The 21,015-nt window shown below is 63.0% G+C and carries 20 protein-coding genes; 11 read left to right on the forward strand and 9 right to left on the reverse strand.

Annotated features, from left to right (window positions below; all coding sequences use genetic code 11):
* The coding region (locus HHL21_RS21000; RefSeq protein WP_169469565.1) for an IS3 family transposase at nt 1-96 on the forward strand (96 nt) is incomplete at its 5' end.
* Nucleotides 97-199: 103 nt separating this feature from the next.
* Here HHL21_RS21000 and parC read toward each other — a convergent pair.
* On the reverse strand, nt 200-2,533 hold the full coding sequence (gene parC, locus HHL21_RS21005; RefSeq protein ID WP_169469567.1) for a DNA topoisomerase IV subunit A: 2,334 nt from the start codon (nt 2,531-2,533) through the stop codon (nt 200-202).
* Nucleotides 2,534-2,633: 100 nt separating this feature from the next.
* Nucleotides 2,634-4,628, reverse strand: coding sequence for a DNA topoisomerase IV subunit B (locus HHL21_RS21010; RefSeq protein WP_169469569.1), 1,995 nt, complete (start codon nt 4,626-4,628; stop codon nt 2,634-2,636).
* A 181-nt stretch (nt 4,629-4,809) separates the two neighbouring features.
* On the opposite strand from HHL21_RS21010, the gene HHL21_RS21015 reads away from it, so the two are divergent.
* A complete protein-coding gene (locus HHL21_RS21015) occupies nt 4,810-5,637 on the forward strand; it encodes a response regulator (protein WP_229496667.1) in 828 nt (275 codons plus the stop codon).
* A 126-nt stretch (nt 5,638-5,763) separates the two neighbouring features.
* Nucleotides 5,764-6,756: a gamma-glutamyl-gamma-aminobutyrate hydrolase family protein gene (locus HHL21_RS21020; RefSeq protein ID WP_169469628.1), complete on the forward strand. Its 993-nt coding sequence runs from the start codon at nt 5,764-5,766 to the stop codon at nt 6,754-6,756.
* 84 nt (nt 6,757-6,840) lie between these two features.
* On the opposite strand, the gene HHL21_RS21025 is transcribed toward HHL21_RS21020, so the two are convergent.
* Nucleotides 6,841-7,959, reverse strand: coding sequence for a YbdK family carboxylate-amine ligase (locus HHL21_RS21025; RefSeq protein WP_169469571.1), 1,119 nt, complete (start codon nt 7,957-7,959; stop codon nt 6,841-6,843).
* 1 nt (nt 7,960) lies between these two features.
* Nucleotides 7,961-9,139 (reverse strand): cation:proton antiporter, encoded by a 1,179-nt coding sequence (locus HHL21_RS21030; protein WP_169469573.1) that lies wholly within the window; start codon nt 9,137-9,139, stop codon nt 7,961-7,963.
* 254 nt (nt 9,140-9,393) lie between these two features.
* Between HHL21_RS21030 and HHL21_RS21035 the strand changes: the two genes are divergently transcribed.
* From HHL21_RS21035 to HHL21_RS21045, 3 genes are read left to right on the forward strand one after another with little or no spacing between them, the layout of a single operon-like run.
* Complete coding sequence (locus tag HHL21_RS21035; protein WP_169469575.1) at nt 9,394-10,392, forward strand: sensor histidine kinase; 999 nt, start codon at nt 9,394-9,396, stop codon at nt 10,390-10,392.
* Nucleotides 10,389-10,904 (forward strand): hypothetical protein, encoded by a 516-nt coding sequence (locus tag HHL21_RS21040; protein WP_169469577.1) that lies wholly within the window; start codon nt 10,389-10,391, stop codon nt 10,902-10,904. The genes HHL21_RS21035 and HHL21_RS21040 overlap by 4 nt, the downstream gene beginning before the upstream one ends.
* On the forward strand, nt 10,897-12,384 hold the full coding sequence (locus tag HHL21_RS21045) for an ATPase domain-containing protein (protein WP_169469579.1): 1,488 nt from the start codon (nt 10,897-10,899) through the stop codon (nt 12,382-12,384). Before HHL21_RS21040 ends, HHL21_RS21045 begins: the two co-directional genes overlap by 8 nt.
* Before the next feature lie 15 nt (nt 12,385-12,399).
* Here the strand turns inward: HHL21_RS21045 and HHL21_RS21050 are convergent, their stop codons facing one another.
* From HHL21_RS21050 to HHL21_RS21060, 3 genes are read right to left on the reverse strand one after another with little or no spacing between them, the layout of a single operon-like run.
* The gene (locus tag HHL21_RS21050) at nt 12,400-13,569 is read right to left on the reverse strand and encodes a vWA domain-containing protein (protein ID WP_169469581.1); all 1,170 of its coding nucleotides are present in this window, start codon (nt 13,567-13,569) and stop codon (nt 12,400-12,402) included.
* Between the two features lie 2 nt (nt 13,570-13,571).
* Nucleotides 13,572-14,156, reverse strand: a complete 585-nt coding sequence (locus HHL21_RS21055) for a GNAT family N-acetyltransferase (protein WP_169469583.1) — start codon at nt 14,154-14,156, stop codon at nt 13,572-13,574.
* Complete coding sequence (locus tag HHL21_RS21060) at nt 14,156-15,019, reverse strand: AAA family ATPase (RefSeq protein ID WP_169469585.1); 864 nt, start codon at nt 15,017-15,019, stop codon at nt 14,156-14,158. The genes HHL21_RS21055 and HHL21_RS21060 overlap by 1 nt, the downstream gene beginning before the upstream one ends.
* A 185-nt stretch (nt 15,020-15,204) precedes the next feature.
* On the opposite strand from HHL21_RS21060, the gene HHL21_RS21065 reads away from it, so the two are divergent.
* Nucleotides 15,205-15,537: a c-type cytochrome gene (locus tag HHL21_RS21065; RefSeq protein WP_169469587.1), complete on the forward strand. Its 333-nt coding sequence runs from the start codon at nt 15,205-15,207 to the stop codon at nt 15,535-15,537.
* 10 nt (nt 15,538-15,547) lie between these two features.
* Nucleotides 15,548-15,889 carry a c-type cytochrome gene (locus tag HHL21_RS21070; RefSeq protein WP_169469589.1) on the forward strand — a complete coding sequence of 114 codons (342 nt, stop codon included), beginning with the start codon at nt 15,548-15,550 and terminating at the stop codon, nt 15,887-15,889.
* 98 nt (nt 15,890-15,987) lie between these two features.
* On the opposite strand, the gene HHL21_RS21075 is transcribed toward HHL21_RS21070, so the two are convergent.
* Nucleotides 15,988-16,407 (reverse strand): DUF1841 family protein, encoded by a 420-nt coding sequence (locus tag HHL21_RS21075; RefSeq protein WP_169469591.1) that lies wholly within the window; start codon nt 16,405-16,407, stop codon nt 15,988-15,990.
* A gap of 40 nt (nt 16,408-16,447) precedes the next feature.
* Entirely contained in the window at nt 16,448-17,071 is a 624-nt protein-coding gene (locus HHL21_RS21080; RefSeq protein ID WP_169469593.1) for an RNA pyrophosphohydrolase, read from the reverse strand.
* 203 nt (nt 17,072-17,274) lie between these two features.
* Here HHL21_RS21080 and HHL21_RS21085 point away from each other — a divergent pair, with 203 nt between their 5' ends.
* The 3 genes from HHL21_RS21085 to HHL21_RS21095 all read left to right on the forward strand — a co-directional run bounded on the left by HHL21_RS21085 (nt 17,275) and on the right by HHL21_RS21095 (nt 20,991).
* Nucleotides 17,275-19,008 carry a proline--tRNA ligase gene (locus tag HHL21_RS21085; protein WP_169469595.1) on the forward strand — a complete coding sequence of 578 codons (1,734 nt, stop codon included), beginning with the start codon at nt 17,275-17,277 and terminating at the stop codon, nt 19,006-19,008.
* Nucleotides 19,009-19,109: 101 nt separating this feature from the next.
* Nucleotides 19,110-19,628 carry a lytic transglycosylase domain-containing protein gene (locus HHL21_RS21090; protein ID WP_169469630.1) on the forward strand — a complete coding sequence of 173 codons (519 nt, stop codon included), beginning with the start codon at nt 19,110-19,112 and terminating at the stop codon, nt 19,626-19,628.
* 22 nt (nt 19,629-19,650) lie between these two features.
* Nucleotides 19,651-20,991, forward strand: coding sequence for an alkaline phosphatase (locus HHL21_RS21095; RefSeq protein WP_169469597.1), 1,341 nt, complete (start codon nt 19,651-19,653; stop codon nt 20,989-20,991).
* Nucleotides 20,992-21,015: the final 24 nt, after the last annotated feature.

The raw sequence follows: 21,015 nt of genomic DNA on the forward strand, positions 1-21,015 counted from the left end.
AAGTACATTCGCTATTACAATTACGACCGCATCAAGATGAAACTAAAAGGGCTGAGTCCTGTGCAATACAGAACCCAGCCCTTGGCCGCTCATTAAACTAACCGTCCAACTTTACGGGGTCAGTTCATTGCGCCTGTCCTTCTTGTTTGTCGGATGCGCCCTGCGGGCTTATCCGACCTACATACGAAAGTTCGGCGGATTACCCGTTGGCCTTCAAATCCTGCACCTTCACCTTGGCCACCAGCGGCTTGCCCTTGCGCGCGCGCTTGCCGATGTGCGGCGCCAGGCCGGTCGCGCTCAACGGCACGTCGCGCGGCTTGGTCGCCCAGATACCGCTCACGATCACGCCTTTCTGCGTAATCGGCTGAACAGCCAGCAGCTTCTCCTTGTCCTCCAGTTCCATCAAGGTCACGCCGCGGCCGCCGTTGGACAGCGTCTTCAGCTCGTCCATGCCGAACACCAGCAGGCGTCCCTTCTCCGACAGGCAGGCCACCGCGCTCGCGTTTTCCGCAACCACCCGCGGCGCCAGCGGCAGCGCGCCGTCGTCGAGCGTGATGAACGCCTTGCCGCCCTTGAGCCGGCTGACCATATCGCCAGCCTGCGCCATGAAGCCATAACCCGCGCTCGACGCCAGCATCAGGCGCGTCGTTGAAGGGCCTGCGTAGTAGTGAAGAATCCGCACCGGACGTCCATCGGCGCCGCCGGACAGGTCGACCAGCGTGGTGATCGGCACGCCATCGCCGCGCGCGCCAGGCAGCGCGGCGACCGGCACCGAATAGATCTTGCCGTTGTCGCCGAACCCCAGCAGGCTATCCACCGTGCGGCACTCGAACGCGCCATGTAGCGAGTCGCTCGCCTTGAAGGTGAACTGCGCGATGTCGTGGCCGATACCGGTACGCGCGCGCACCCAGCCTTTTTCGGAGATGATGACGGTGACCGGCTCGTCGACCACCTTCTGCTCGACGACCGCCTTCTGGGCTTCCTCGATCAGGGTGCGGCGCGCGTCGCCGAACTGCTTGGCGTCGGCCTCGATCTCCTTGATGATCAGGCGCTTCAACGTCGCCGGATTGTCGAGGATGTCCTGCAGCGTGCCCTTTTCCTTGCGCAGTTCCGCCAGCTCCTGCTGGATCTTGATGGTCTCGAGGCGGGCCAGCTGGCGCAGGCGGATCTCGAGGATGTCCTCGGCCTGGCGGTCGGACAGGCGGAACTCCGCGATCAGCGCCGCCTTCGGCTCGTCCGAGTTGCGGATGATGTGGATCACCTTGTCGATGTTCAGCAGGACCGCTTCGCGGCCTTCCAGGATATGGATGCGGTCATCGACCTTGCCCAGCCTGAATTCGGTGCGGCGGCGGACGGTCGTGAAGCGGAAGTCGATCCACTCCTGGATGATGTCGGACAGGCCCTTCTGGCGCGGGCGGCCATCGCCGCCGATCATCACCAGGTTGATCGAGTTCGACGACTCCAGCGACGTATGCGCCAGCAGCATCAGCATGAATTCGGCCTGGTCCTGGTTCTTCGACTTCGGCTCGAATACCAGGCGCACCGGCGCGTTGCGGCCCGATTCGTCGCGGATGGTGTCGAGCGAGCCGAGGATCAGCTGCTTGAGCGCCAGCTGTTCCGGCGACAGCGCCTTCTTGCCCATCTTGACCTTCGGATTGGTCAGCTCCTCGATCTCCTCGAGGACTTTTTGCGACGAGCAGCCTGGCGGCAGTTCGGTCACCACCGCCTGCCACTGGCCGCGCGCCAGCTCCTCGATCTTCCAGCGCGCGCGCACCTTCATCGAACCGCGGCCGCTGCCATACATCTCGGCGATCTGCGAAGGCGGGGTGATGATCTGGCCGCCGCCCGGGAAGTCGGGGCCCGGAATGAAGGCCATCAGCTCGGCGTGGGTGATCTTCGGATTCCTGATCATGGCGACGGCGGCCTGCGCCACCTCGCCCAGGTTATGCGAAGGGATCTCGGTGGCCAGGCCGACCGCGATGCCCGAGGCGCCGTTCAGCAGCACCATCGGCAAGCGTGCCGGCAGCGCCTTCGGCTCCTTGTGCTGGCCGTCGTAGTTGGACTGGAAATCGACGGTGCCCTGGTCGATCTCATCGAGCAGCAGCCTGGCGATCGGCGACAGGCGCGCCTCGGTGTAGCGCATCGCCGCTGCGCCGTCGCCGTCGCGCGAGCCGAAGTTGCCCTGGCCATCGATCAGCGGATAACGCAGCGAAAAGTCCTGGGCCATGCGCACCAGGGCATCGTAGATCGACTGGTCGCCATGCGGATGCAGCTTACCCATCACATCGCCGACCACGGCGGCGGACTTGCGCGGCTTGGCGTTGGAAGCCAGGCCCAACTCGTTCATCTGGTACAGGATACGGCGCTGGACCGGCTTCTGGCCGTCGCTTACTTCTGGCAGCGCGCGGCCCTTGACGACGGAGACCGCGTAATCGAGATAGGCGCGTTCGGCGAAGGTCGACAGCGTCAGGGTTTCGGCGTCATCCCCTGCCGGCGCGGTCGCTTGTTCAAAAAGATTTGCTTGACTAGTCATCGTTCTAACTCAGTTTCGTAACTTCAAAATCGGGGTCCGTCCCCGGGGACGGACCCCGATTTTGGACGGTCGACGGGGCATGGCTCCGAATTTTTTTTGGTCAGATGTCGGCTTCGGTTTCGTTGCCGTGCTCTTCGATCCAGGCGCGGCGGGCGGCGGCTTCGCCTTTGCCCATCAGCATGTTGAAGCGCGCGGCGGCTTCGCCGTGCTCGAAGTCGCCCAGCGAGACCGGCAGCAGCCGGCGCGTATCGGGGTTCATCGTGGTTTCCCACAGTTGCTCGGCGTTCATCTCGCCCAGGCCCTTGAAGCGCGAAATGCTCCACGCGCCTTCCTTCAGGCCGTCCTTCATCAGCTTGTCTTCGATCGCGACCAGCTCGCCGTCGTCCAGCGCGTACAGCTTCTGGATCGGCTTCTTGCCGCGTGCCGGCGCGTCCACCCGGTACAGCGGCGGACGGGCCACGCAGATGTGGCCGTGGCGGAACAGGGCAGGGAAGTGCTTGAAGAACAGCGTCAGCAGCAGTACCTGGATGTGCGAGCCGTCCACGTCCGCGTCGGAGAGGATGCAGATCTTGCCGTAGCGCAGGCCGGACAGGTCCGGGCTGTCGGTGTGCGCGTGCGGGTCGACGCCGATCGCGACAGCGATGTCGTGGATTTCGTTGTTGGCGAACAGGCGGTCGCGGTCGGTTTCCCAGGAGTTCAGCACCTTGCCGCGCAGCGGCAAAATGGCCTGGAATTCCTTGTCGCGGCCCATCTTGGCCGAACCGCCCGCCGAGTCGCCCTCGACCAGGAACAGTTCGTTGCGGGTGATGTCCGACGATTCGCAGTCGGTCAGCTTGCCCGGCAACACGGCCACGCCGGACGATTTCTTTTTCTCGACTTTTTGCAGCGAGCGCAGGCGCGACTGGGCCTGCTTGATGACCAGCTCGGCCAGCTTCTTGCCGTAGTCGACGTGCTGGTTCAGCCACAGTTCGAGCGGCGGCTTGGTGAAGGTCGAGACCAGGCGCACCGCGTCGCGCGAGTTCAGGCGCTCCTTGATCTGGCCCTGGAACTGCGGGTCGAGCACTTTCGCCGACAGCACGAACGAGGTGCGCGCGAACACGTCTTCCGGCAGCAGCTTGACGCCCTTCGGCAGCAGCGAGTGCATCTCGACGAAGTTCTTGACCGCGCCGTACAGGCCGTCGCGCAGGCCCGATTCGTGGGTGCCGCCGTTCGGCGTCGGGATCAGGTTGACGTAGGATTCGCGCACCACGCCGCCATCTTCGGTCCATGCCACCACCCATGCCGCGCCTTCGCCTTCGGCAAAGCCGTCGGTCTCGCCGTTCGAGTATTGCGCGCCTTCGAATACCGGGATCAGCGGCTCGCCGCTGCCCTGCGCCAGCATTTCATTCAGGTAGCCGCGCAGGCCCTCGTCGTACTTCCAGACCTGGGTATCGCCGCTCTTGCCGTTGACCAGGGTGACGGTCACGCCGGGCAGCAGCACGGCTTTCGAGCGCAGCAGGCGCTGCAGCTCGGTCTGCGAGATGGCCGGCGAGTCGAAGTACTTCGCATCCGGCCATGCGGTTACGCGGGTGCCGGACTTCTTGCCGTCGCGCGGCGCAGGCACGGACGACAGCGGCTCGACCACGTCGCCGTGTTCGAACGCCAGCCTGTGCAGCCCGGTGCCGTCGGGCTCCTTGCGCCACACGGTGATCTCCAGCCGCTTCGACAGCGCATTGGTGACCGAAACGCCGACACCGTGCAGGCCGCCCGAGAACGCATACGCGCCGCCCGAGCCCTTGTCGAACTTGCCGCCCGCGTGCAGCCGCGTGAAGACGATTTCCACCGTCGGCACGCCTTCTTCCGGATGCAGCCCGACCGGAATGCCGCGGCCGTCGTCTTCCACCGTGACCGAGCCGTCCGCATTCTGCGTCACGACGATATTCGTGCAGTGCCCGCCGAGCGCCTCGTCGGAGGCGTTGTCGATCACTTCCTGGATGATGTGCAGCGGGTTTTCGGTCCGGGTGTACATGCCCGGACGCTGTTTGACGGGCTCGAGTCCTTTGAGGACGCGGATGGATGATTCGCTGTAGTCGGATGCAGGTTTTTTAGTGGCCATACTTGGTCAGGCTGAGAGTAATTCGAGGTGGTGATGTTGCTGGCTTGCGCATTCTATCTTGTCGGGGGGCAAAAGATGGGCTTTTACCGTGAATCTAGTGCTTGCCAGCCTACACGAATGTGGTTAGATTCGAACGATATCGTCGGCAGCGCAGACGCGATGTTTTTATGTGTTTATAAATATGCACGAGAAAAAATATCCGTTCGCGGTGCGGCTGGCCGGGTTCTCACCCCTGGAGCATGCCGGTATCGCGGCCTTACTGGCCCACGCCCCGCGTGCGGGGTCGGCCTGCTTCTGCCTGCTCGACGACAGTTTGCAGGAGCCCGACCTGACCATCGCCAACGGCGACGACTTCCAGGCGCTGGCCGCGCTGCCCGCCAACGGCATGGCCGAGCTGCATCCGGCGCTGGTGGTCGGCGACTGCCCGGCGGACCTCGGCTTTCCCCAGATTGCGCGCCCGCTCACGCCGGAAAAGCTGTTCATGGTGATGGCCGCGCTGTTGGCGCGCCGCGCCGACACCATGGCCCGCATCATGGCCAGCGGCCTGCCGTTCATCCCCGAACGCCGCCGCAGAGCGCGGCTCGACATGGACCTGACCGATCCCGCCGAGTACATCATGCGACGCAAGTCTCCCCCATGCGGCGCCGTCCTGATCATCGACAAGGGCGCCGCCTTCCGCGACCACGTCGCGCGGCTGGTGGCCACGCGCCGGATGGGCGTCGAATGGACCGACAGCGCACCGGCCGCGCTGCGCCTGTGCGACGAGACGCCGGTCTCGGTAGTGATGGTGAATACCGCCGCCACCGGGATCGACCCCTATGACCTGTGCAGCGCGATCAAGCGCCAGGACACCGGCGCGCGCATCGCCGTGGTGTTGATGGTCAGCTGCAGCTACCCTTACGACACCGCGCGCGCGCGCGCCTGCGGCGTGCGCGGACTGCTCGACAAGCCGATTCCCGACCGCGCGCTGGTCGGAGCGCTGCAACGGCTGCTGTCTTTGCCGGCCTGAGGCGATGAAGGTAAATTTAATCGTGCGCGGGCCCGTCCGGGCTATAGTTGCGGCATGCCAGATACAGACAAGCCCCAACCACCTGATCACCAGGCCGAACGGGACAGCGGCCAGTCACCCGAACTGATGCCGGAACGCCGGCGCGCCCCAAGCCTCGATGCCGGCCAGCCGGCGGCCCGTGTGCCGGACCGGCGCTCGCCCGATCGCGCGGCCGACCGCGCTGCTCCTGCCGAAGGCATTCCCCGTTATCAACGCGAAGGCGACACGCCGTTTGCGCTGGCGCGCCGGGTGCTGTCGTCGCGCTGGCGCGCGATGCGCGACAAGGTCAGCCGCGACTTCATGCGGCGCACGCTGCGTATCGGCGTCTCTGCCCGCATCTTCCATCCCGAGCCAGGTTCGACCGGCCTGCGCAGCAAGAACCTGCAATACCTCGAAGAGTCGATCGCGCAGTGGGTCATGTCGCGCGACGTGCTGGTGTTCATGATCCCGACGGTGAACACCAACGGCCTTCTCCATCCCAGCAATATCACGCTGCGCCACTACGCGCGCCACCTGGACGGACTGGTGCTGCAGGGCGGCGCCGACGTCTCGCCGCAGACGTACTCGGAGTCGCCCACGAAACCCGAGTGGAGCGGCGACCGCGCGCGCGACCTGTACGAGCTGGAGCTGCTGCACGAGTTTGTCGATGCGGGCAAGCCGGTGCTGGGCATTTGCCGCGGCTGCCAGCTGATCAACGTGGCGTTTGGCGGCTCGCTGTACCAGGACGTCGAGACCAATGTGCCGCAGGCGCGCGCTCACGTGCACAGCGACTATGACGCGCACCGGCACGAGGTGGTGTTCCCGCCGGGGTCCTCGCTCGCCCAGATGTTCCCGCGGGTGCAGCGGCCGGTGGTCAATTCGATCCACCACCAGGCGGTCAAGGACCTGGGGCGGGATATTACGGTGGAAGCGATGTCCGATCCGGACGGGATCGTGGAAGCGATCCGCTACCAGCGGGCTGACTTTGTTATGGGCTTGCAGTGGCACCCCGAGTTCCACCGCGCGGGTGGAGTTGACCTGCTCGATTGCACGCCGATTCTCGATGAATTCCTGCGGGCTGCACGCGAGACGAGGTTTTGACACCCCCCCCCGTCGTTCCCTAATGCCGCTTAGTTAAAGCCCGTCATTCCCGCGGGGCCGCCGAGGCCTGCGCGGTAACGACGTCTAATTACTGCCCCTGAAACGCCTGATCGCCGCATCCACCATCCCTTCGGCGCTCCCCTGTTCCTCGAACTCGCGCCGCAGGTACGTCGCGTCGCCGCCTTCCTGCACCACCTGCGCCAGATGCCTCAACGCGTCCATGCTCCCGAGCGCCTCGCCATGCGGCTCCATCCGGCGCAGGGTGGTCAGGATATCCTCCCTCAGCGACATCGTTTCATAGGTCTTCGGATGGGTAATCGCGCCATCCAGCCCGAACCTGCACGCCTGGAAGCGGTTGAAGTTATAAACCAGGTAGTCGTCTTCCGCCGGTGCCGGTTCGCGCCTTTCCAGCAAATGCCGGCACAGCGCCTGCAGGTAGCCCGCCAGCGCAGCGGCGCGCTCCACCGTCAGCGGCGTGTCGCACACGCGCAGTTCGATCGTGCCGTATTCCGGCTTGGGCCGCACGTCCCAGTAAAAATCCTTCATGCTCTTGATGATGCCGGTCGCTTCCATCTTGGCGAAGTAGACGTTGGCAAATTCGTCCCACGACAGCGTGAATGGCGCCCGCCCGCTCATCGGAAACGCGAACACGGAATTAAGCCGCGCCGAGTCGAACAGGCTGTCGTGGCCCTGCACGAACGGCGATGACGCCGACAGCGCGATGAAGTGCGGGATGTAGCGGTTCAGCGAATGCAGCAGGAACATCGCGTCGTCGCCCGACGAGCAGCCGATGTGCACGTGCTGCCCGAAGACGGTGAACTGCTTGGCCAGGTAGCCGTACAGCGACGACAGTTCCTGGAAGCGCTGCCCGGGGTAGATGCGCCGCTCCGGCCAGTGCTGGAACGGGTGGGTGCCGCCGCCGGCCAGTCCGATATTGAGCTGGTCGGCGGCGGCAACGAGCGTGTCGCGGATGTCGAGAAGTTCTTCGCGCAGCGGTCCATATCGCGAGTGCACGCTGGAGTTAATCTCGATCATGCTCTCGGTGATCTCAGGCGTCACGTTGCCGGGGAAGGGTTTGCGCGCCAGCAGGTGCAGCAGGTCGGGGCTGGAGGCGTTGAGGTCGAAGTCGGACAGGCTGACCAGCTGGAGCTCGAGCTCCACGCCGAAAGTCAACGGTTCGGATTGTGCGAAGGGTTCCAGCATGTCAGGACTCCGGTGCTTCTTTTGCCAGCATCAGCGCGCGCTGGACGATGATCGGGCCGAGCACTTCGAGCATGATCGTGACCGCGGCCATGGCCTGCAGTTCGCCGGCGACGTAGACGCCGCGCTGGCGCGCATGCTCCATCAGCAGGATCACGAATACCGACGCCGGCGCCAGCGCGAGCCCGGTCAGCACGCCCTTTTTCCAGGAAATCCCGGACAGATGGGAGAACGCGGCCACGCCCAGCGTCTTGGTGACAAGCCGGATGCCGACCACGGCAAACGCCAGCGCGCCGCCGGCGACGATGTCGCGCCAGTCGAGCAGCGAGGCGGCGTAGACGAACAGCAGCACCGTCAGCAGCTCGCCGAGCGCGCCGAAGTTGCGCTGCGCCTGGCTGAAGGCGATGCGGCGGTGGCGCGCGGTCAGGCCGAAGACCAGGGTGGCGACCACCGGCGACAGCTGCGCCGTGTAGCTGATGGTCACCAGCAGGATCACGGCCAGCGCGAAGGCCACGGTGGCGTCCTGCGATACGTTGCCGAGGCGGCGCAGCAGGCCCGGCACCGCGACGCCGAAGAACGCGCCGGCGGCGGCCGAAATCGCCAGCGCCGCCATGCTGCTCAGGATTGCGTCGCTGATGTCGTCGGAAGTATTGAAGATCCAGAAGCCGACGATAATATTGAAGGTGAATACGGCCAGCACACAGTTCAGCGCCGACAGGTGCAGCACGCGTTCGGTCACTTGCCCGGAGCTGCGCAGTTCATTGACGACGCGCACGACGGTGGCGGGGGAGGTGGACATCGCCAGCGACGCAAGCATCATCGCGGCCATCACGGAGCTGCCGAAAGCGATGGCGACGAAATAGACGGCCACGAAGGTGAGGGCGGCTTCCGCCAGGCCGGCGACGCCGAACCAGGGATTGGTGCGCAGCCAGCGCAGGTTGATGCGGTAGCCCAGTTCGCACAGGATCAGCCCGAAGGCCACGTCGGCCAGCAGCAGCACCGGGCCGTCGCCGCGCACCGGGAGCACGCCGACCTGGCTGCTGGCGAGGATGAAGCCGACGATTCCATAGAAGCTTATCTTGGGGAGGCCGGTCAGGCGGTGCCCAAACTCCCCGGCGAGCCACGCCAGGCAGATGGCGATCGGCCAGGACAGGTTCGTGAGGATCGTGAGCAGTTCCGGCATGGCGTCCTTCTGGTGTCGGCGCGTCGGCACGACGCTTGACAATTCTACAAGGCCGCAAGGGGCGCACGATTCAACGGACGCAAGCATCAAACGTGAAACCTGCGTCCCGGCGGAAACCCTGGGTAAGGGACGATTGGATACCTTTAGGAATTAGACAGTGTATAGTTGGCGGAACCGCCAGCTGCCGTTCGCCTCACCCAAGCGAAACAACGCTCCCAGGCTCACCCACCGTCCCGTTGAATTGGCAAGGCCGCATGGACGAAATTTCCAGATTAACTGACTCTGTCGCCGATCCCATCGCCGTAAAGCAGAAGATCGAAACGCTGTTGAGGGAGAACGCCGCTCTCAGGGACACCGTCGCGACGCTGCGAGAGCATTTGCGCGCCGAGGGGGAAGACGCGTCGGGTCGACTGGCCCAGCAACAAATTAGCCAGCTACGCGAAGCAAATCAACATCTGGTGCTGGCGACGTTCGGTGCCCAGGATTCAACGACCGCGGCCAAGGCATTAAACGAACGCCAGACTGTTTTCCTGTCGATGCTGGCGCACGAATTGCGCAATCCGATGGCCTCGATCGCCATCGCCAACACCGTCATGGAAAGCCTTAACTTGGCGCACCCAAGCGTCGCCAGGTTGCTTGCCATTACGCGGCGCCAGATTAGCCACCTGGTGCGCCTGGTTGACGACCTGCTGGACGCTTCGCGTATCAGCACCGGTAAAATCTCGCTGCAAACGCATATGATCCTGCTGAACGAGGTCATTGACAGTGCAATGGAAACGGCGCAGCCGTCGCTGGCAAATCGGCGCCTGCCTGTGCGTGTCGACCTGCCGCCTGCACCAGTGGTGTTGCTCGGGGACATGGTCAGGCTGTCGCAGCTGTTCGCCAACCTTTTAATTAATGCGAGCAAGTTTTCCGACGTTGACGATACGATCCTGGTGACAGCATCGGTACAGGATGGCCAGCTTGTCGTGGCCGTCAAAGACGAGGGCAAGGGCATTGCGCTGGAGTTCCAACCGGGGATTTTCGACTTGTTTTCGCAAGGCGCGGATGTACACGATCATTCATCGGCCGGTGGTTTGGGGATCGGCCTGTCGCTCGTCCGAACGATTGCAGAAATGCACGGCGGCTCCGTTAGAGTAGAAAGCGCAGGTCCGGGGTGCGGAAGCGAATTCGTGGTTGTGCTTCCTTTGCCTGCCATATCCGCCAGTGGCTTGCATTTGGCGGATGGCAGGGGTCGGGGCGCGGCTACATGATAGGGGCTGCCGCGCCGGTCGTACAGGAATCGAACAACGAATGCCCCGCCCATGTGGCATTCCAGGTAGAAATTATTTCAGCAGATCATATGGCCACAGACGAAGAACTACTGCGCGAGCTTATCGGGAATGCACTTTCCGGCAGCCCGGATGCGTGCGCCGATGTCAGCATCGCCCTGTTGCAGAGCCTGTCTAAATCGTTGAGCCATATTATCGGGGACGACGGCTTCAATTCCTTGCTGTTCCGTACCGCGCATCGCGTGGGCAATGATTATCCCTGGTTACGATTCGATCCGCGCACGCTCCCAGCCGATCCAGAGTTTGCCGCAGTCCGCCGCAGCTTTGAAGGACAGGAGCCGGCCCAGGCATATGCCGCGAGCATGCTTTTCTTTAGCACCTTCATCGATGTGCTGGCATCCTTGATCGGCGCGCATCTTACAACGTTGATTTTAGACTCTGCACTCGGTGGCACAATCACCGGTATAAGCAGCAAGGAGCAGAATGATGAGTAAACGGGTAAACATCAGGCGCCTGGTCACCGGGATACCGGGGTTCGACGACTTGCTGGGCGGAGGCGTTCCGGAATTTTCATTCAACCTGATTGCCGGCACGCCCGGAAGCGGCAAGACCACGCTGGCCCACCAGTTGATGTTTTCGATGGCGACCCCGTCATGCCGCGCGCTGTTTTTCACGGTGCTTGGCGAACCACCCTTGAAAATGCTGCGCTATCAGCAACAGTTCGAATTCTTCGAGTTCGATAAGCTCGATACATGCATCAAGTTCGTCAACCTCTCGGCCGATATGCTCGATGGCGATTTCGAGCGCGTGCTCGAGCGCATCACCGCGGAAGTGCGGGCGTTCGAACCGAGCCTGGTGTTTGTCGATTCGTTCCGTTCAGTCGTTCACTCGGCGCGTTCGACCGATCAGGGCGCGGCCGACCTGCAAGACTTTGTCCAGCAACTGGGCATGCAAATGACCAGTTGGCAGGCCACGACATTCCTGATCGGCGAATACCTGCAGCCTGAAGAGGAATCCGGGCCAGTGTTTACGGTGGCGGACGGCATCATGTGGCTGTCGCAGCTGATCCGGGGCGACTCGATGGTGCGAAAGATGCAGGTCGTCAAGATGCGCGGCGTGTCGCAAAAGCTGGGGACCCACACCTTCCGCCTGGACGACAGCGGCGTCACGGTGTTCCCCCGCGCCGTCCTGCAGGCGCCCGAAACGGAGCGGCCTCAATTCGAAGCAGGCCAACGGCTGTCGCTAGGCGTTCCGGAACTCGACGCCATGATGGGTGGAGGCATACCAGCCGGCTATTCCGTGCTGCTGGTGGGGCCATCCGGTTCGGGAAAAACCATCCTGACCACCGCCTTCCTCGCTGAAGGGGTGCGCCTCGGCGAGGCCGGGGTGATCGCCGCATTTGAAAAGAGCCCGAATCAGCTCCTGAGCCACAAACTCAATAAACTGGTCGAGGCTGGCGGCGTCGGCATCATCAATACCCGCACCCTTGACTTGTCGCTCGACGAAATCCTGCACGACCTGGTCAAGATGATCAAGGAGAAAAAAGCCACGCGCGTCGTGATCGATTCCCTCTCCGGCTTCGAGCTGGCGCTCTCGCCTGTCTTCCGCGACAATTTTCGCGAGTCCTTGTACCGGCTCGTGGCAGTGCTCACGGGAATGGGGGCGACCGTGCTGATGACAGCAGAACTGGAAGACCGCTACACGGTGCTGCGCTTCAGTTCGTATGGGAATGCTTTTCTTGCCGATGCAATTATCATGCAGCGCTATGTCGAGTTGAACGGGCAGTTGAAACGCGTCATCTCGGTCGTGAAAGTACGCGGCAGCGCGCATAGCAAGGATGTGCGTTTCTTCGATATCGGGGGCGATGCGCTCGAGATCGGCGAGCGCCTGACTGGATACAGCGGAATCTTGTCCGGCCAGCCGCTGCGCCGCAAACGTGTCGAGCGGTTCAAAAAGAACTTGAGGCTTTCCTGACCGCCAGAAGCTTCCCTATTTGCTGAGCAAGCGCATGGCCCGTTCCAGGCCTTCAATCGTCAACGGGAACATGCGGTTGTTCATGATCTGCAGGATCACCGAAATCGACTGCCGATAATGCCAGGCCGCCTCCGGCTCCGGATTTAGCCAGACGAATTTCGGGAACGCATGGCAGAAGCGCGCCAGCCATTCGGCGCCCGCTTCCTCGTTGTTGTATTCGATCGAGCCGCCCGGCTGCAGGATTTCGTAGGGACTCATGGTCGCGTCGCCGACGAAAATCAGCTTGGTATCGGGCGGATACTTGCGCAGGATGTCCCAGGTCGGGAACCGTTCACTGCTGCGGCGCCGGTTGTGCTTCCACAGGTAGTCGTAGACGCAGTTGTGGAAGTAGAAGAACTCCATGTTCTTGAATTCGGTGCGCGCGGCCGAGAACAGTTCTTCGGTGCGCGCGATATGGTCGTCCATGCTGCCGCCCACGTCGAGCAGCATCAGCACCTTGATCTTGTTCTTGCGTTCGGGCTGCATCCTGATGTCGAGGTAGCCCGCATTGCTGGCGGTGGCGCGGATGGTGGCATCGAGCGCCAGTTCTTCCTCCAGCCCTTCGCGCGCGAACTTGCGCAGCCGGCGCAGCGCGATCTTGATATTGCGGGTGCCTAGTTCGCGCTCGGCGTCGTAGTCGCGGTAGCTGCGCTGCTCCCACACCTTGACCGCCGTGCGGTTGCGACCCGACCCGCCGATGCGGATGCCTTCCGGGTTGGTGCCGCCATTGCCGAACGGCGAAGTGCCGCCGGTGCCGATCCATTTGCTGCCGCCTTCGTGGCGTTCCTTCTGCTCCTTGAGCAGTTCGCCCAGCCGGTCCATCAGTTTGTCGTAGCCGAATTTTTCGAGCTGCGATTTCTGCTCTGCCGTCAGTTCGCGCTCCATGCGCTTGAGCAGCCAGTCGAGCGGGATCGCCTTGTTGCCCTCGAACGCCGCCTGCACGCCCTTGAAATACTGGGCGAAGGCGCGGTCGAACTTGTCGAAGTTGGCTTCGTCCTTGACCAGTGTGAGGCGCGACAGGTAGTAGAAATCGTCCATCGACGGCGCGATGACGCTTTTTTCCATCGCTTCGAGCAGGGTCAGGAACTCCTTGATGGACACCGGTATCCTGGCGTCCTTCAGGGTAAAGAAGAAGTCGATCAGCATGATTAAGAGTGTTGCTGCAGCTTGTAATGCAGGTGCGATTTCACCTCGGGCCACTCGCCGCGCACGATGCTGTACATGACGGTGTCGCGCACGGTGCCGTCGCGGCGCATGTGGTGGTGGCGCAGCACGCCGTCCTTCTTCGCGCCGAGGCGTTCGATCGCCGCCTGCGAGGCGTAGTTGAAGTTATCGGTGCGCAGGCCGACCACGGCGCAGCCGAGCGTGTCGAACGCGTGCGACAACAGCAGCAGCTTGCAGCTGGTGTTGACGTGGCTGCGCTGGCGGCTTCTGGCGTACCAGGTCCAGCCGATTTCAACCCGGTCCACCGCGGGCAGGATGTCGTGGTAGCTGGTGGTGCCCATCACCGCGCCGGTCGCCAGGTCGACCACCGCGAATGCCACGCGGTCGGGCATCTCGAGCGCCTTCAGGATGTACTGTTCGACGTTGTGCGGCTCCGGTACCGAGGTCACGCGGATGTTCCACAGCTCGCCGTCGCCGGCGGCCGCGCGCAGTCCGTCGGCATGGCCGAGCGCCAGCGGCTCGAGGCGGATGCCGTTGAATTCCAGCGGGATCGCGTCGACCTGGATCATCAGCGGTTGGTCCTCGACATATACACCAGGCGTTCGAACAGGTGTACGTCCTGCTCGTTTTTGAGCAGCGCGCCGTGCAGCGGCGGCACGGCGGCCTTCGCGTCCGGGTTGCGCAGCGCTTCCGGCGGGATGTCCTCGGCCAGCAGCAGCTTGAGCCAGTCGAGGAATTCGGACGTCGACGGCTTCTTCTTCAGGCCAGGCACATCGCGCAGCTGGTAGAAGGTCTGCAGCGCCGCCGCCAGCAGGTCCTGCTTCAGGTTCGGGAAGTGGACCTGGACGATCTGCTCCATCGTGTCCTTGTCCGGGAATTTGATGTAGTGGAAGAAGCAGCGGCGCAGGAAGGCGTCCGGCAGCTCTTTCTCGTTGTTCGAGGTGATGATTACGAGCGGGCGGTGTTTGGCGACGACCATCTCGCGCGTCTCGTAGACGTAGAACTCCATTCGGTCCAGTTCGCGCAGCAGGTCGTTCGGGAACTCGATGTCGGCCTTGTCGATTTCGTCGATCAGCAGCACCACCGGCTCGGGCGAAGTGAAGGCCTGCCACAGCACGCCCTTGACGATGTAGTTGTGGATGTCGCGCACGCGCTCGTCGCCCAGCTGCGAATCGCGCAGGCGCGAGACGGCGTCGTACTCGTACAGGCCCTGCTGGGCCTTGGTGGTGGACTTGATGTGCCACTGCATCAGCGGCATGTTCAGCGCCTGTGCCACTTCCTCGGCCAGCATGGTCTTGCCGGTGCCCGGCTCGCCCTTGATCAGGAGCGGGCGCTGCAGGGTGAGGGAAGCGTTGACGGCCAGTTTCAGGTCATCGGTGGCGACGTACGTCTCGGTGCCTTCAAAGCGGTTCTGCTGATGCGGTGCGTGCATAATCATCGGTGCGTAAGTTTGATTAACCCCAGTATATTCCAGAACCGCCTTGTCGTTCCCGCCCCAACGCCGCGCGCCGGGAATGTGGACGATCCCTATGTGTTTGGGTTAGAATCGCAGGTTGATAGTGCGAAAGATGTCGTTTTTGCACGTGCGGTACCCGATTACCACTTACCATCGCCACCATGAAAAAATTCTTCGCACTGCTCATGTTCGCCAGCATCGCCAATGTTGCTGCAGCGGCTGACGTCGTCGCCAATGCCAAGGCCGCCAAGGTCGAAATGTGCATCGGCTGCCACGGTATTCCTGGCTACAAAGCGACTTTCCCTGAAGTGTATTCCGTCCCGATGATCGGCGGCCAGTCGGCCAAGTACATCGAGAACGCGTTGAATGCTTACAAGAAGGGCGAGCGCAAGCACCCGTCGATGCGCGGAATCGCAGCGTCGATGAGCGACCAGGAAATTGCCGACGCGGCTGCGTACTACTCGCAGCAGACCGCACAAACCGCGAAGAAATAAGGACAGAACCATGAAAAAAATGATTGCAGCCCTGTTCTTCGGCGCGATGTCCATGAATGCTTTCGCAGCTGGCAACATCGCCAACGGTGAAGCCCTGGCCAAGAAATACAACTGCGCAGCCTGCCACGGCGCGGACTACAACAAGCCGATCGACCCGAGTTATCCAAAGCTGGCCGGCCAGCACGCCGACTACCTGAAGCAGGCAATGGTCGCCTACAAGCGTGGCGCGGGCGCCCACGGCCGTAACAACCCGATCATGTCGGGCCAGGTGCAGCCGCTGTCGAACGCCGACATGGCCGACATCGCCGCTTACCTGCACAGCCTGCCGTCGGGCCTCGTCCTCAAGCGTTAATTCGCCGTCATCTTCGGATGACCCAGAAAAGTCCCTTCCTCCGGTGCGATGCGCCGGACGAAGGGATTTTTTTATGTTGATCCGCCGAATCCGGCATATCATCGGCGGCGCACGCACTCCACGTATGTCGCGGTATCCGGCGGCGTGCCAGTGCGCTGCGACGTCCAGATCATCTCGCCCAGGCATTCCATGATCTGGTGGTGCGCATCGTGCTCGCCCAGACGCAGTGCCAGCGCATTATGCGCGGCGCGAATCCCCGGCGGCTGGTCGATCGACACCTGCTCGGCAATCGACAAGTGCATCGACAAATGAAGGAATGGATTGGGCTGGCCGCCCTCGACCGAGTAGTCGCGCGCGATCGCGCCTTCGGCGTCGGCGAGGACATCGGCGTATTCGGGATGCATGGCGATCCAGTCGGCCGCGATGGCATCCATCGGGGTCAGGACTTCGCCAGCGCGCTGCTTGCGGAACGCTTCGCAGAAGAAGCGCCGCACATCATGGGAGGACGGGGTGAACATCCGCGTATTGTACCGCGTGCACCCCGATCCTCGCCGTGGCCTAGCGCTTTCCTGGCACTAACACCATTTGCTGCTCGGCAGCGCGCTGCGGTTCGGCCGGGACCGTTTGCGCCGTAGCTTGCTGGCCCCGCTGCGGATGAGGCTGGCGCAGGTAGCGGGGCGTATGGCGGCGTTCCTGCCCGGCGTGGGCCGGCCAGGACAGGAAACGCGACAGTTCCTGCAGCGCGCGCTGGTAGACGTCGCGCTTGAATTCAATCACGACGTCGAGCGGCACCCAGTAATCGTGCCAGCGCCACGCGTCGAACTCCGGGTGGTCGGTCAGGCGCAGGTTCACCTCATTGTCGCGCGCGACCATGCGCAGCAGGAACCAGATTTGCTTCTGCCCACGGTAATGTCCGCGAATCTCGCGCTTGATGAAATGATCCGGAACTTCATAGCGCAGCCAATCGCGGGTACGACCCACGATTTTGACGTGCTCCTGCCGCAAGCCGATTTCTTCTTCCAGCTCGCGGTACATCGCCTGTTCCGGCGTTTCGCCGTATTTAATGCCCCCTTGCGGGAATTGCCACGAGTGCTCGCGCACCCGTTTGCCCCACCACACCTCGTTCTGGGCGTTAAGCAGGATGATGCCGACGTTGGGGCGGAACCCTTCACGATCGAGCATAGTGCACCTCGATACTTTCTGCGGCCGGGCGCCTTCTTACATTTTCACCCTCATATCCGGGCACCCGCCAGGCTTTCGCAGCGCGAAAACGGCGGATCCCACATTGAAAGGGCCTGTTTGTATAAAGAATGGTCGCATCGGCCAGCTAATCCTTTAAAATTAGGTTGATTATAACTCTCTCTTTTTAAAAAGAATTCATCCATATGCGTGCCTCCCGTTTTTTTATTTCAACTCTTAAAGATGCGCCTTCCGACGCCGAAATCGTCAGTCACCAGCTGATGATGCGCGCCGGAATGATCAAACGACTTGGTTCCGGCATCTATACCTATATGCCGACCGGTCTGCGCGTGATCCGCAAGGTCGAAGCGATTATCCGGGAAGAAATGAACAAGGCCGGCGCCATCGAGCTGCTGATGCCGCTCGTCCAGCCAGCCGAACTGTGGCAGGAGACCGGCCGCTGGGAGAAAATGGGCCCGGAACTGATGCGCGTGAAAGACCGCCACGGCCGCGAATTCGCGATCCAGCCTACCTCGGAAGAAGTCATCACCGACGTGGTGCGCGGCGAGATCAAGTCGTACCGCCAGCTGCCGCTGAACTTCTACCATATCCAGACCAAGTTCCGCGACGAGCGCCGTCCGCGCTTCGGCCTGATGCGCGGCCGTGAATTCACGATGAAGGACGCGTATTCGTTCGACCGCGACCTGGCCGGCATGCAGGCTTCGTACAAGGTCATGTTCGACGCGTACACCGCCATCTTCACCCGCTTCGGCCTGAAGTTCCGCGCGGTGGCGGCCGACAACGGCGCCATCGGCGGCACCGGTTCGCACGAATTCCACGTCATCGCCAGCACCGGTGAAGACGCGATCGTCTACTGCCCGACCTCCGATTACGCGGCCAACATGGAAGCGGCCGAAGCGATGCCGCTGGCGGCCGAACGCGCGGGCGCGAAGCAGGACCTGGTCAAGGTAGCGACCCCGGGCACCACCAAGTGCGAAACCGTGGCCGAGCTGCTCAAGATCGACCTGAAGCAGACCGTCAAGTCGATCGCGCTGACCGTCGAGCGCGAGCTCGAAGGCAAAGTGACGAAAGAGAACTGGCTGCTGCTGCTGCGCGGCGACCATGAGCTGAACGAGATCAAGGTCGGCAAAGTGCCGGGCCTGTCGAACCACCGTTTCGCCACCGAAGACGAAATCCGCGAAGCCTACGGCACCATCCCTGGCTACCTCGGCCCGATCGGCGCCCGGCAGCCGGTGCGTGTTGTCGCTGACCGCACTGTCGCCAACATGACCGACTATGTCTGCGGCGCAAACGAAGAGGGCTTCCACCTCACCGGCGCGAACTGGGGCCGCGACGCGGCCGAACCGGAAGTGGCCGACCTGCGCAATGTCGTCGAGGGCGACGCTTCGCCCGACGGCAAAGGCGTGCTGGCGATCGAGCGCGGCATCGAAGTTGGCCACGTGTTCCAGCTCGGTACCGCCTACTCGGAGGCGATGAAGGCCAGCTTCCTCGACGAAAACGGCAAGCCTGCACCGCTGCAGATGGGCTGCTACGGCATCGGCGTGACCCGCATCCTGGGCGCGGCCATCGAGCAGAACTTCGACGACAAGGGCATTATCTGGCCGACCTCGATCGCGCCGTTCGAACTGGTCCTGTGCCCGATGAACTACGACCGCAGCGAGATGGTCAGGGAAGAAACCGACAAGCTGTACGCATCGCTGGTGGAAGCGGGCGTCGACGTCATCATCGACGACCGCGGCCTGCGTCCGGGCGCGATGTTCGCCGACTGGGAACTGATCGGCGTGCCGTATCGCGTCGTGGTCGGCGAGCGTGGCCTGAAGGAAGGCAACCTGGAATACCAGGGCCGCCGCGATACCGAAGCGACCGCAGTGCCGGTCGCCGGCATGGTGGACTTCATCAAGGGCAAACTCGCCCAGTGAAGAGCAGCAGGGCAAGCGTGAGGCGCATCGCCGGCATCGCGCTGGTGGTGCTGCTCGCCTGCGCCAATGGGGCGCGGGCCGGCAACCAGAAGGAAGAAGCGATGGCCGACTCGGTTCGGCTGGCGCTGGCCAACGCCATCAAGGACGCGCGGCCGCCAAAGCCCGTGTTCCGCGATGATGCCTCGCGCCAGCGCTACCAGCGCTGGCTGGCGCAGATGTCCGATCGCCTCAAGCGCAAGATCCCCGATGACCTGTCGCGCACCGAATTCCTCGAAGCGGCCTGGTACGAGTCAAGCCGGGCGGGGCTCGACCCTGGCCTGGTCCTCGGGCTGATCCAGGTCGAATCGGCCTACCGCAAGTACGCGGTGTCGATGGTCGGCGCGCGCGGCTACATGCAGGTGATGCCGTTCTGGGCCAAAGTCATCGGCGACAACGACCGCAGCAAACTATTCCACATGCAGACCAACCTGCGCTACGGCTGCTCGATCCTGCGGATGTATATCGATATGGAGAAGGGCAACCTGTACCTGGCGCTCGGACGCTACAACGGCAGCCGCGGGCGGCCCAAGTATCCGAACGCGGTGCTGGGCGCATGGAAGAAGTGGGAATTCCACGAATAACTCAACAAGAATAAGGCACAACATGCGACTTCACCTTGTTGCGGCCGCCGCGTTGCTGGCGACCCTGGCCGGATGCGCCACGGCCCCACAGCAAACCGCTGCTGCCCGCCCGAAGAACATCATCTTCTTCCTCGGCGACGGCATGGGCATCAACACGCTGACGGCGGCGCGCATCTACGCGGTTGGCGAGGATGGGCAACTGGCCCTCGATACGCTGCCGGAATCGGCATTCGTGAAGACCTTCTCGAACGACGCGCAGGTCACCGACAGCGCGGCCTCGATGACGGCATACATGACTGGTGTGAAGGCGAACAACGGCGTCATCTCGATGGGTGGCGGATCTGCGGCAGTCACGCTGGCTGAAATGGCCAAGCAGCGCGGCATGGCGGCAGGCGTGGTTACCACCACGCGCGTCACCGACGCAACGCCGGCCGCCACCTACGCCCACGTTCCTAAGCGCCAACTTGAAAGTGAGATCGCGGCGTCCCTCGTGCCGGGCGGCGTCGGCTACAACGCGGCGCTTGGCATGAACGGACTTGATGTCGTATTCGGCGGCGGCGTCGACGCCTTCGTCACGCGCAGCGACGGCCGCAACCTGCTGGCCGAACTACGTGCGAAGGGCTACCGCACGCCAACCAACACGGCGGAGTTGAAGGCGCTCGACGAGCGCACGGTCCAGCCGGTCATTGGCCTGTTCGCACGCTCGGACATGAGCTTTAGCGCCGTACGCGACGCTGCAAAGGAACCGAGCCTGGCCGAGATGACCTCGAAGGCAATCGGCATGTTATCGAAGAACCCGAACGGATTCTTCCTGATGGTTGAAGGCGGTCTGATTGACCTCGCGCTGCACTCGACCAACGCCAAGCGCGCGCTGCAGGAAACGGTGGCGTTCGACCAGACGCTCAAGGCCGCAATCGCGCAGATGCAGGCAATCGATCCGGGCCTGAAAAACACCTTGATCGTGGCGACCGCCGACCATGACCACACGCTGCTGCTGAACGGCTACGCAAAGCGCACCGGCCCGACGACGGCTGCGCAGCCCGGCGTGCTTGGCCTGATCAAGCAGGTCGCCGACGGCAAGCCGCGCCGCGACCTCGATGGCGCGCCAGTCACCATCATCGGTTTTGGCACCGGCGAGAACCGCGTGAAGGGAAGCCGTGCATCGCCAACCGCGCTGACCGACGAGATCGTGAGCGCGGACGACTACCACCAGGAAGCGGTGGTGCGCATGGAGCCGGGCAATGAGACCCACGGCGGCACCGACGTCTATCTCGGCGCGATCGGCGCGGGCGCGGAGCGCTTCCACGGCACCATCGACAACACGCACGTATTCAACGTCATCAAGGCGGCAGCCGGCTGGTAAGCCGCGGCGCAATCAAACAGGACT

This window comes from Massilia polaris (assembly GCF_012927275.1).
GTDB classification, from domain to species: Bacteria; Pseudomonadota; Gammaproteobacteria; order Burkholderiales; family Burkholderiaceae_D; genus Telluria_A; species Telluria_A polaris.

Coding starts and splice junctions, on each gene's coding strand:
- parC (WP_169469567.1), bottom strand. CDS start 2,533: ATGACTAGTCAAGCAAATCTTTTTGAACAAGCGACCGCGCCGGCAGGG.
- HHL21_RS21010 (WP_169469569.1), bottom strand. CDS start 4,628: ATGGCCACTAAAAAACCTGCATCCGACTACAGCGAATCATCCATCCGC.
- HHL21_RS21015 (WP_229496667.1), top strand. CDS start 4,810: ATGCACGAGAAAAAATATCCGTTCGCGGTGCGGCTGGCCGGGTTCTCA.
- HHL21_RS21020 (WP_169469628.1), top strand. CDS start 5,764: ATGCCGGAACGCCGGCGCGCCCCAAGCCTCGATGCCGGCCAGCCGGCG.
- HHL21_RS21025 (WP_169469571.1), bottom strand. CDS start 7,959: ATGCTGGAACCCTTCGCACAATCCGAACCGTTGACTTTCGGCGTGGAG.
- HHL21_RS21030 (WP_169469573.1), bottom strand. CDS start 9,139: ATGCCGGAACTGCTCACGATCCTCACGAACCTGTCCTGGCCGATCGCC.
- HHL21_RS21035 (WP_169469575.1), top strand. CDS start 9,394: ATGGACGAAATTTCCAGATTAACTGACTCTGTCGCCGATCCCATCGCC.
- HHL21_RS21040 (WP_169469577.1), top strand. CDS start 10,389: ATGATAGGGGCTGCCGCGCCGGTCGTACAGGAATCGAACAACGAATGC.
- HHL21_RS21045 (WP_169469579.1), top strand. CDS start 10,897: ATGAGTAAACGGGTAAACATCAGGCGCCTGGTCACCGGGATACCGGGG.
- HHL21_RS21050 (WP_169469581.1), bottom strand. CDS start 13,569: ATGCTGATCGACTTCTTCTTTACCCTGAAGGACGCCAGGATACCGGTG.
- HHL21_RS21055 (WP_169469583.1), bottom strand. CDS start 14,156: ATGATCCAGGTCGACGCGATCCCGCTGGAATTCAACGGCATCCGCCTC.
- HHL21_RS21060 (WP_169469585.1), bottom strand. CDS start 15,019: ATGCACGCACCGCATCAGCAGAACCGCTTTGAAGGCACCGAGACGTAC.
- HHL21_RS21065 (WP_169469587.1), top strand. CDS start 15,205: ATGAAAAAATTCTTCGCACTGCTCATGTTCGCCAGCATCGCCAATGTT.
- HHL21_RS21070 (WP_169469589.1), top strand. CDS start 15,548: ATGAAAAAAATGATTGCAGCCCTGTTCTTCGGCGCGATGTCCATGAAT.
- HHL21_RS21075 (WP_169469591.1), bottom strand. CDS start 16,407: ATGTTCACCCCGTCCTCCCATGATGTGCGGCGCTTCTTCTGCGAAGCG.
- HHL21_RS21080 (WP_169469593.1), bottom strand. CDS start 17,071: ATGCTCGATCGTGAAGGGTTCCGCCCCAACGTCGGCATCATCCTGCTT.
- HHL21_RS21085 (WP_169469595.1), top strand. CDS start 17,275: ATGCGTGCCTCCCGTTTTTTTATTTCAACTCTTAAAGATGCGCCTTCC.
- HHL21_RS21090 (WP_169469630.1), top strand. CDS start 19,110: ATGGCCGACTCGGTTCGGCTGGCGCTGGCCAACGCCATCAAGGACGCG.
- HHL21_RS21095 (WP_169469597.1), top strand. CDS start 19,651: ATGCGACTTCACCTTGTTGCGGCCGCCGCGTTGCTGGCGACCCTGGCC.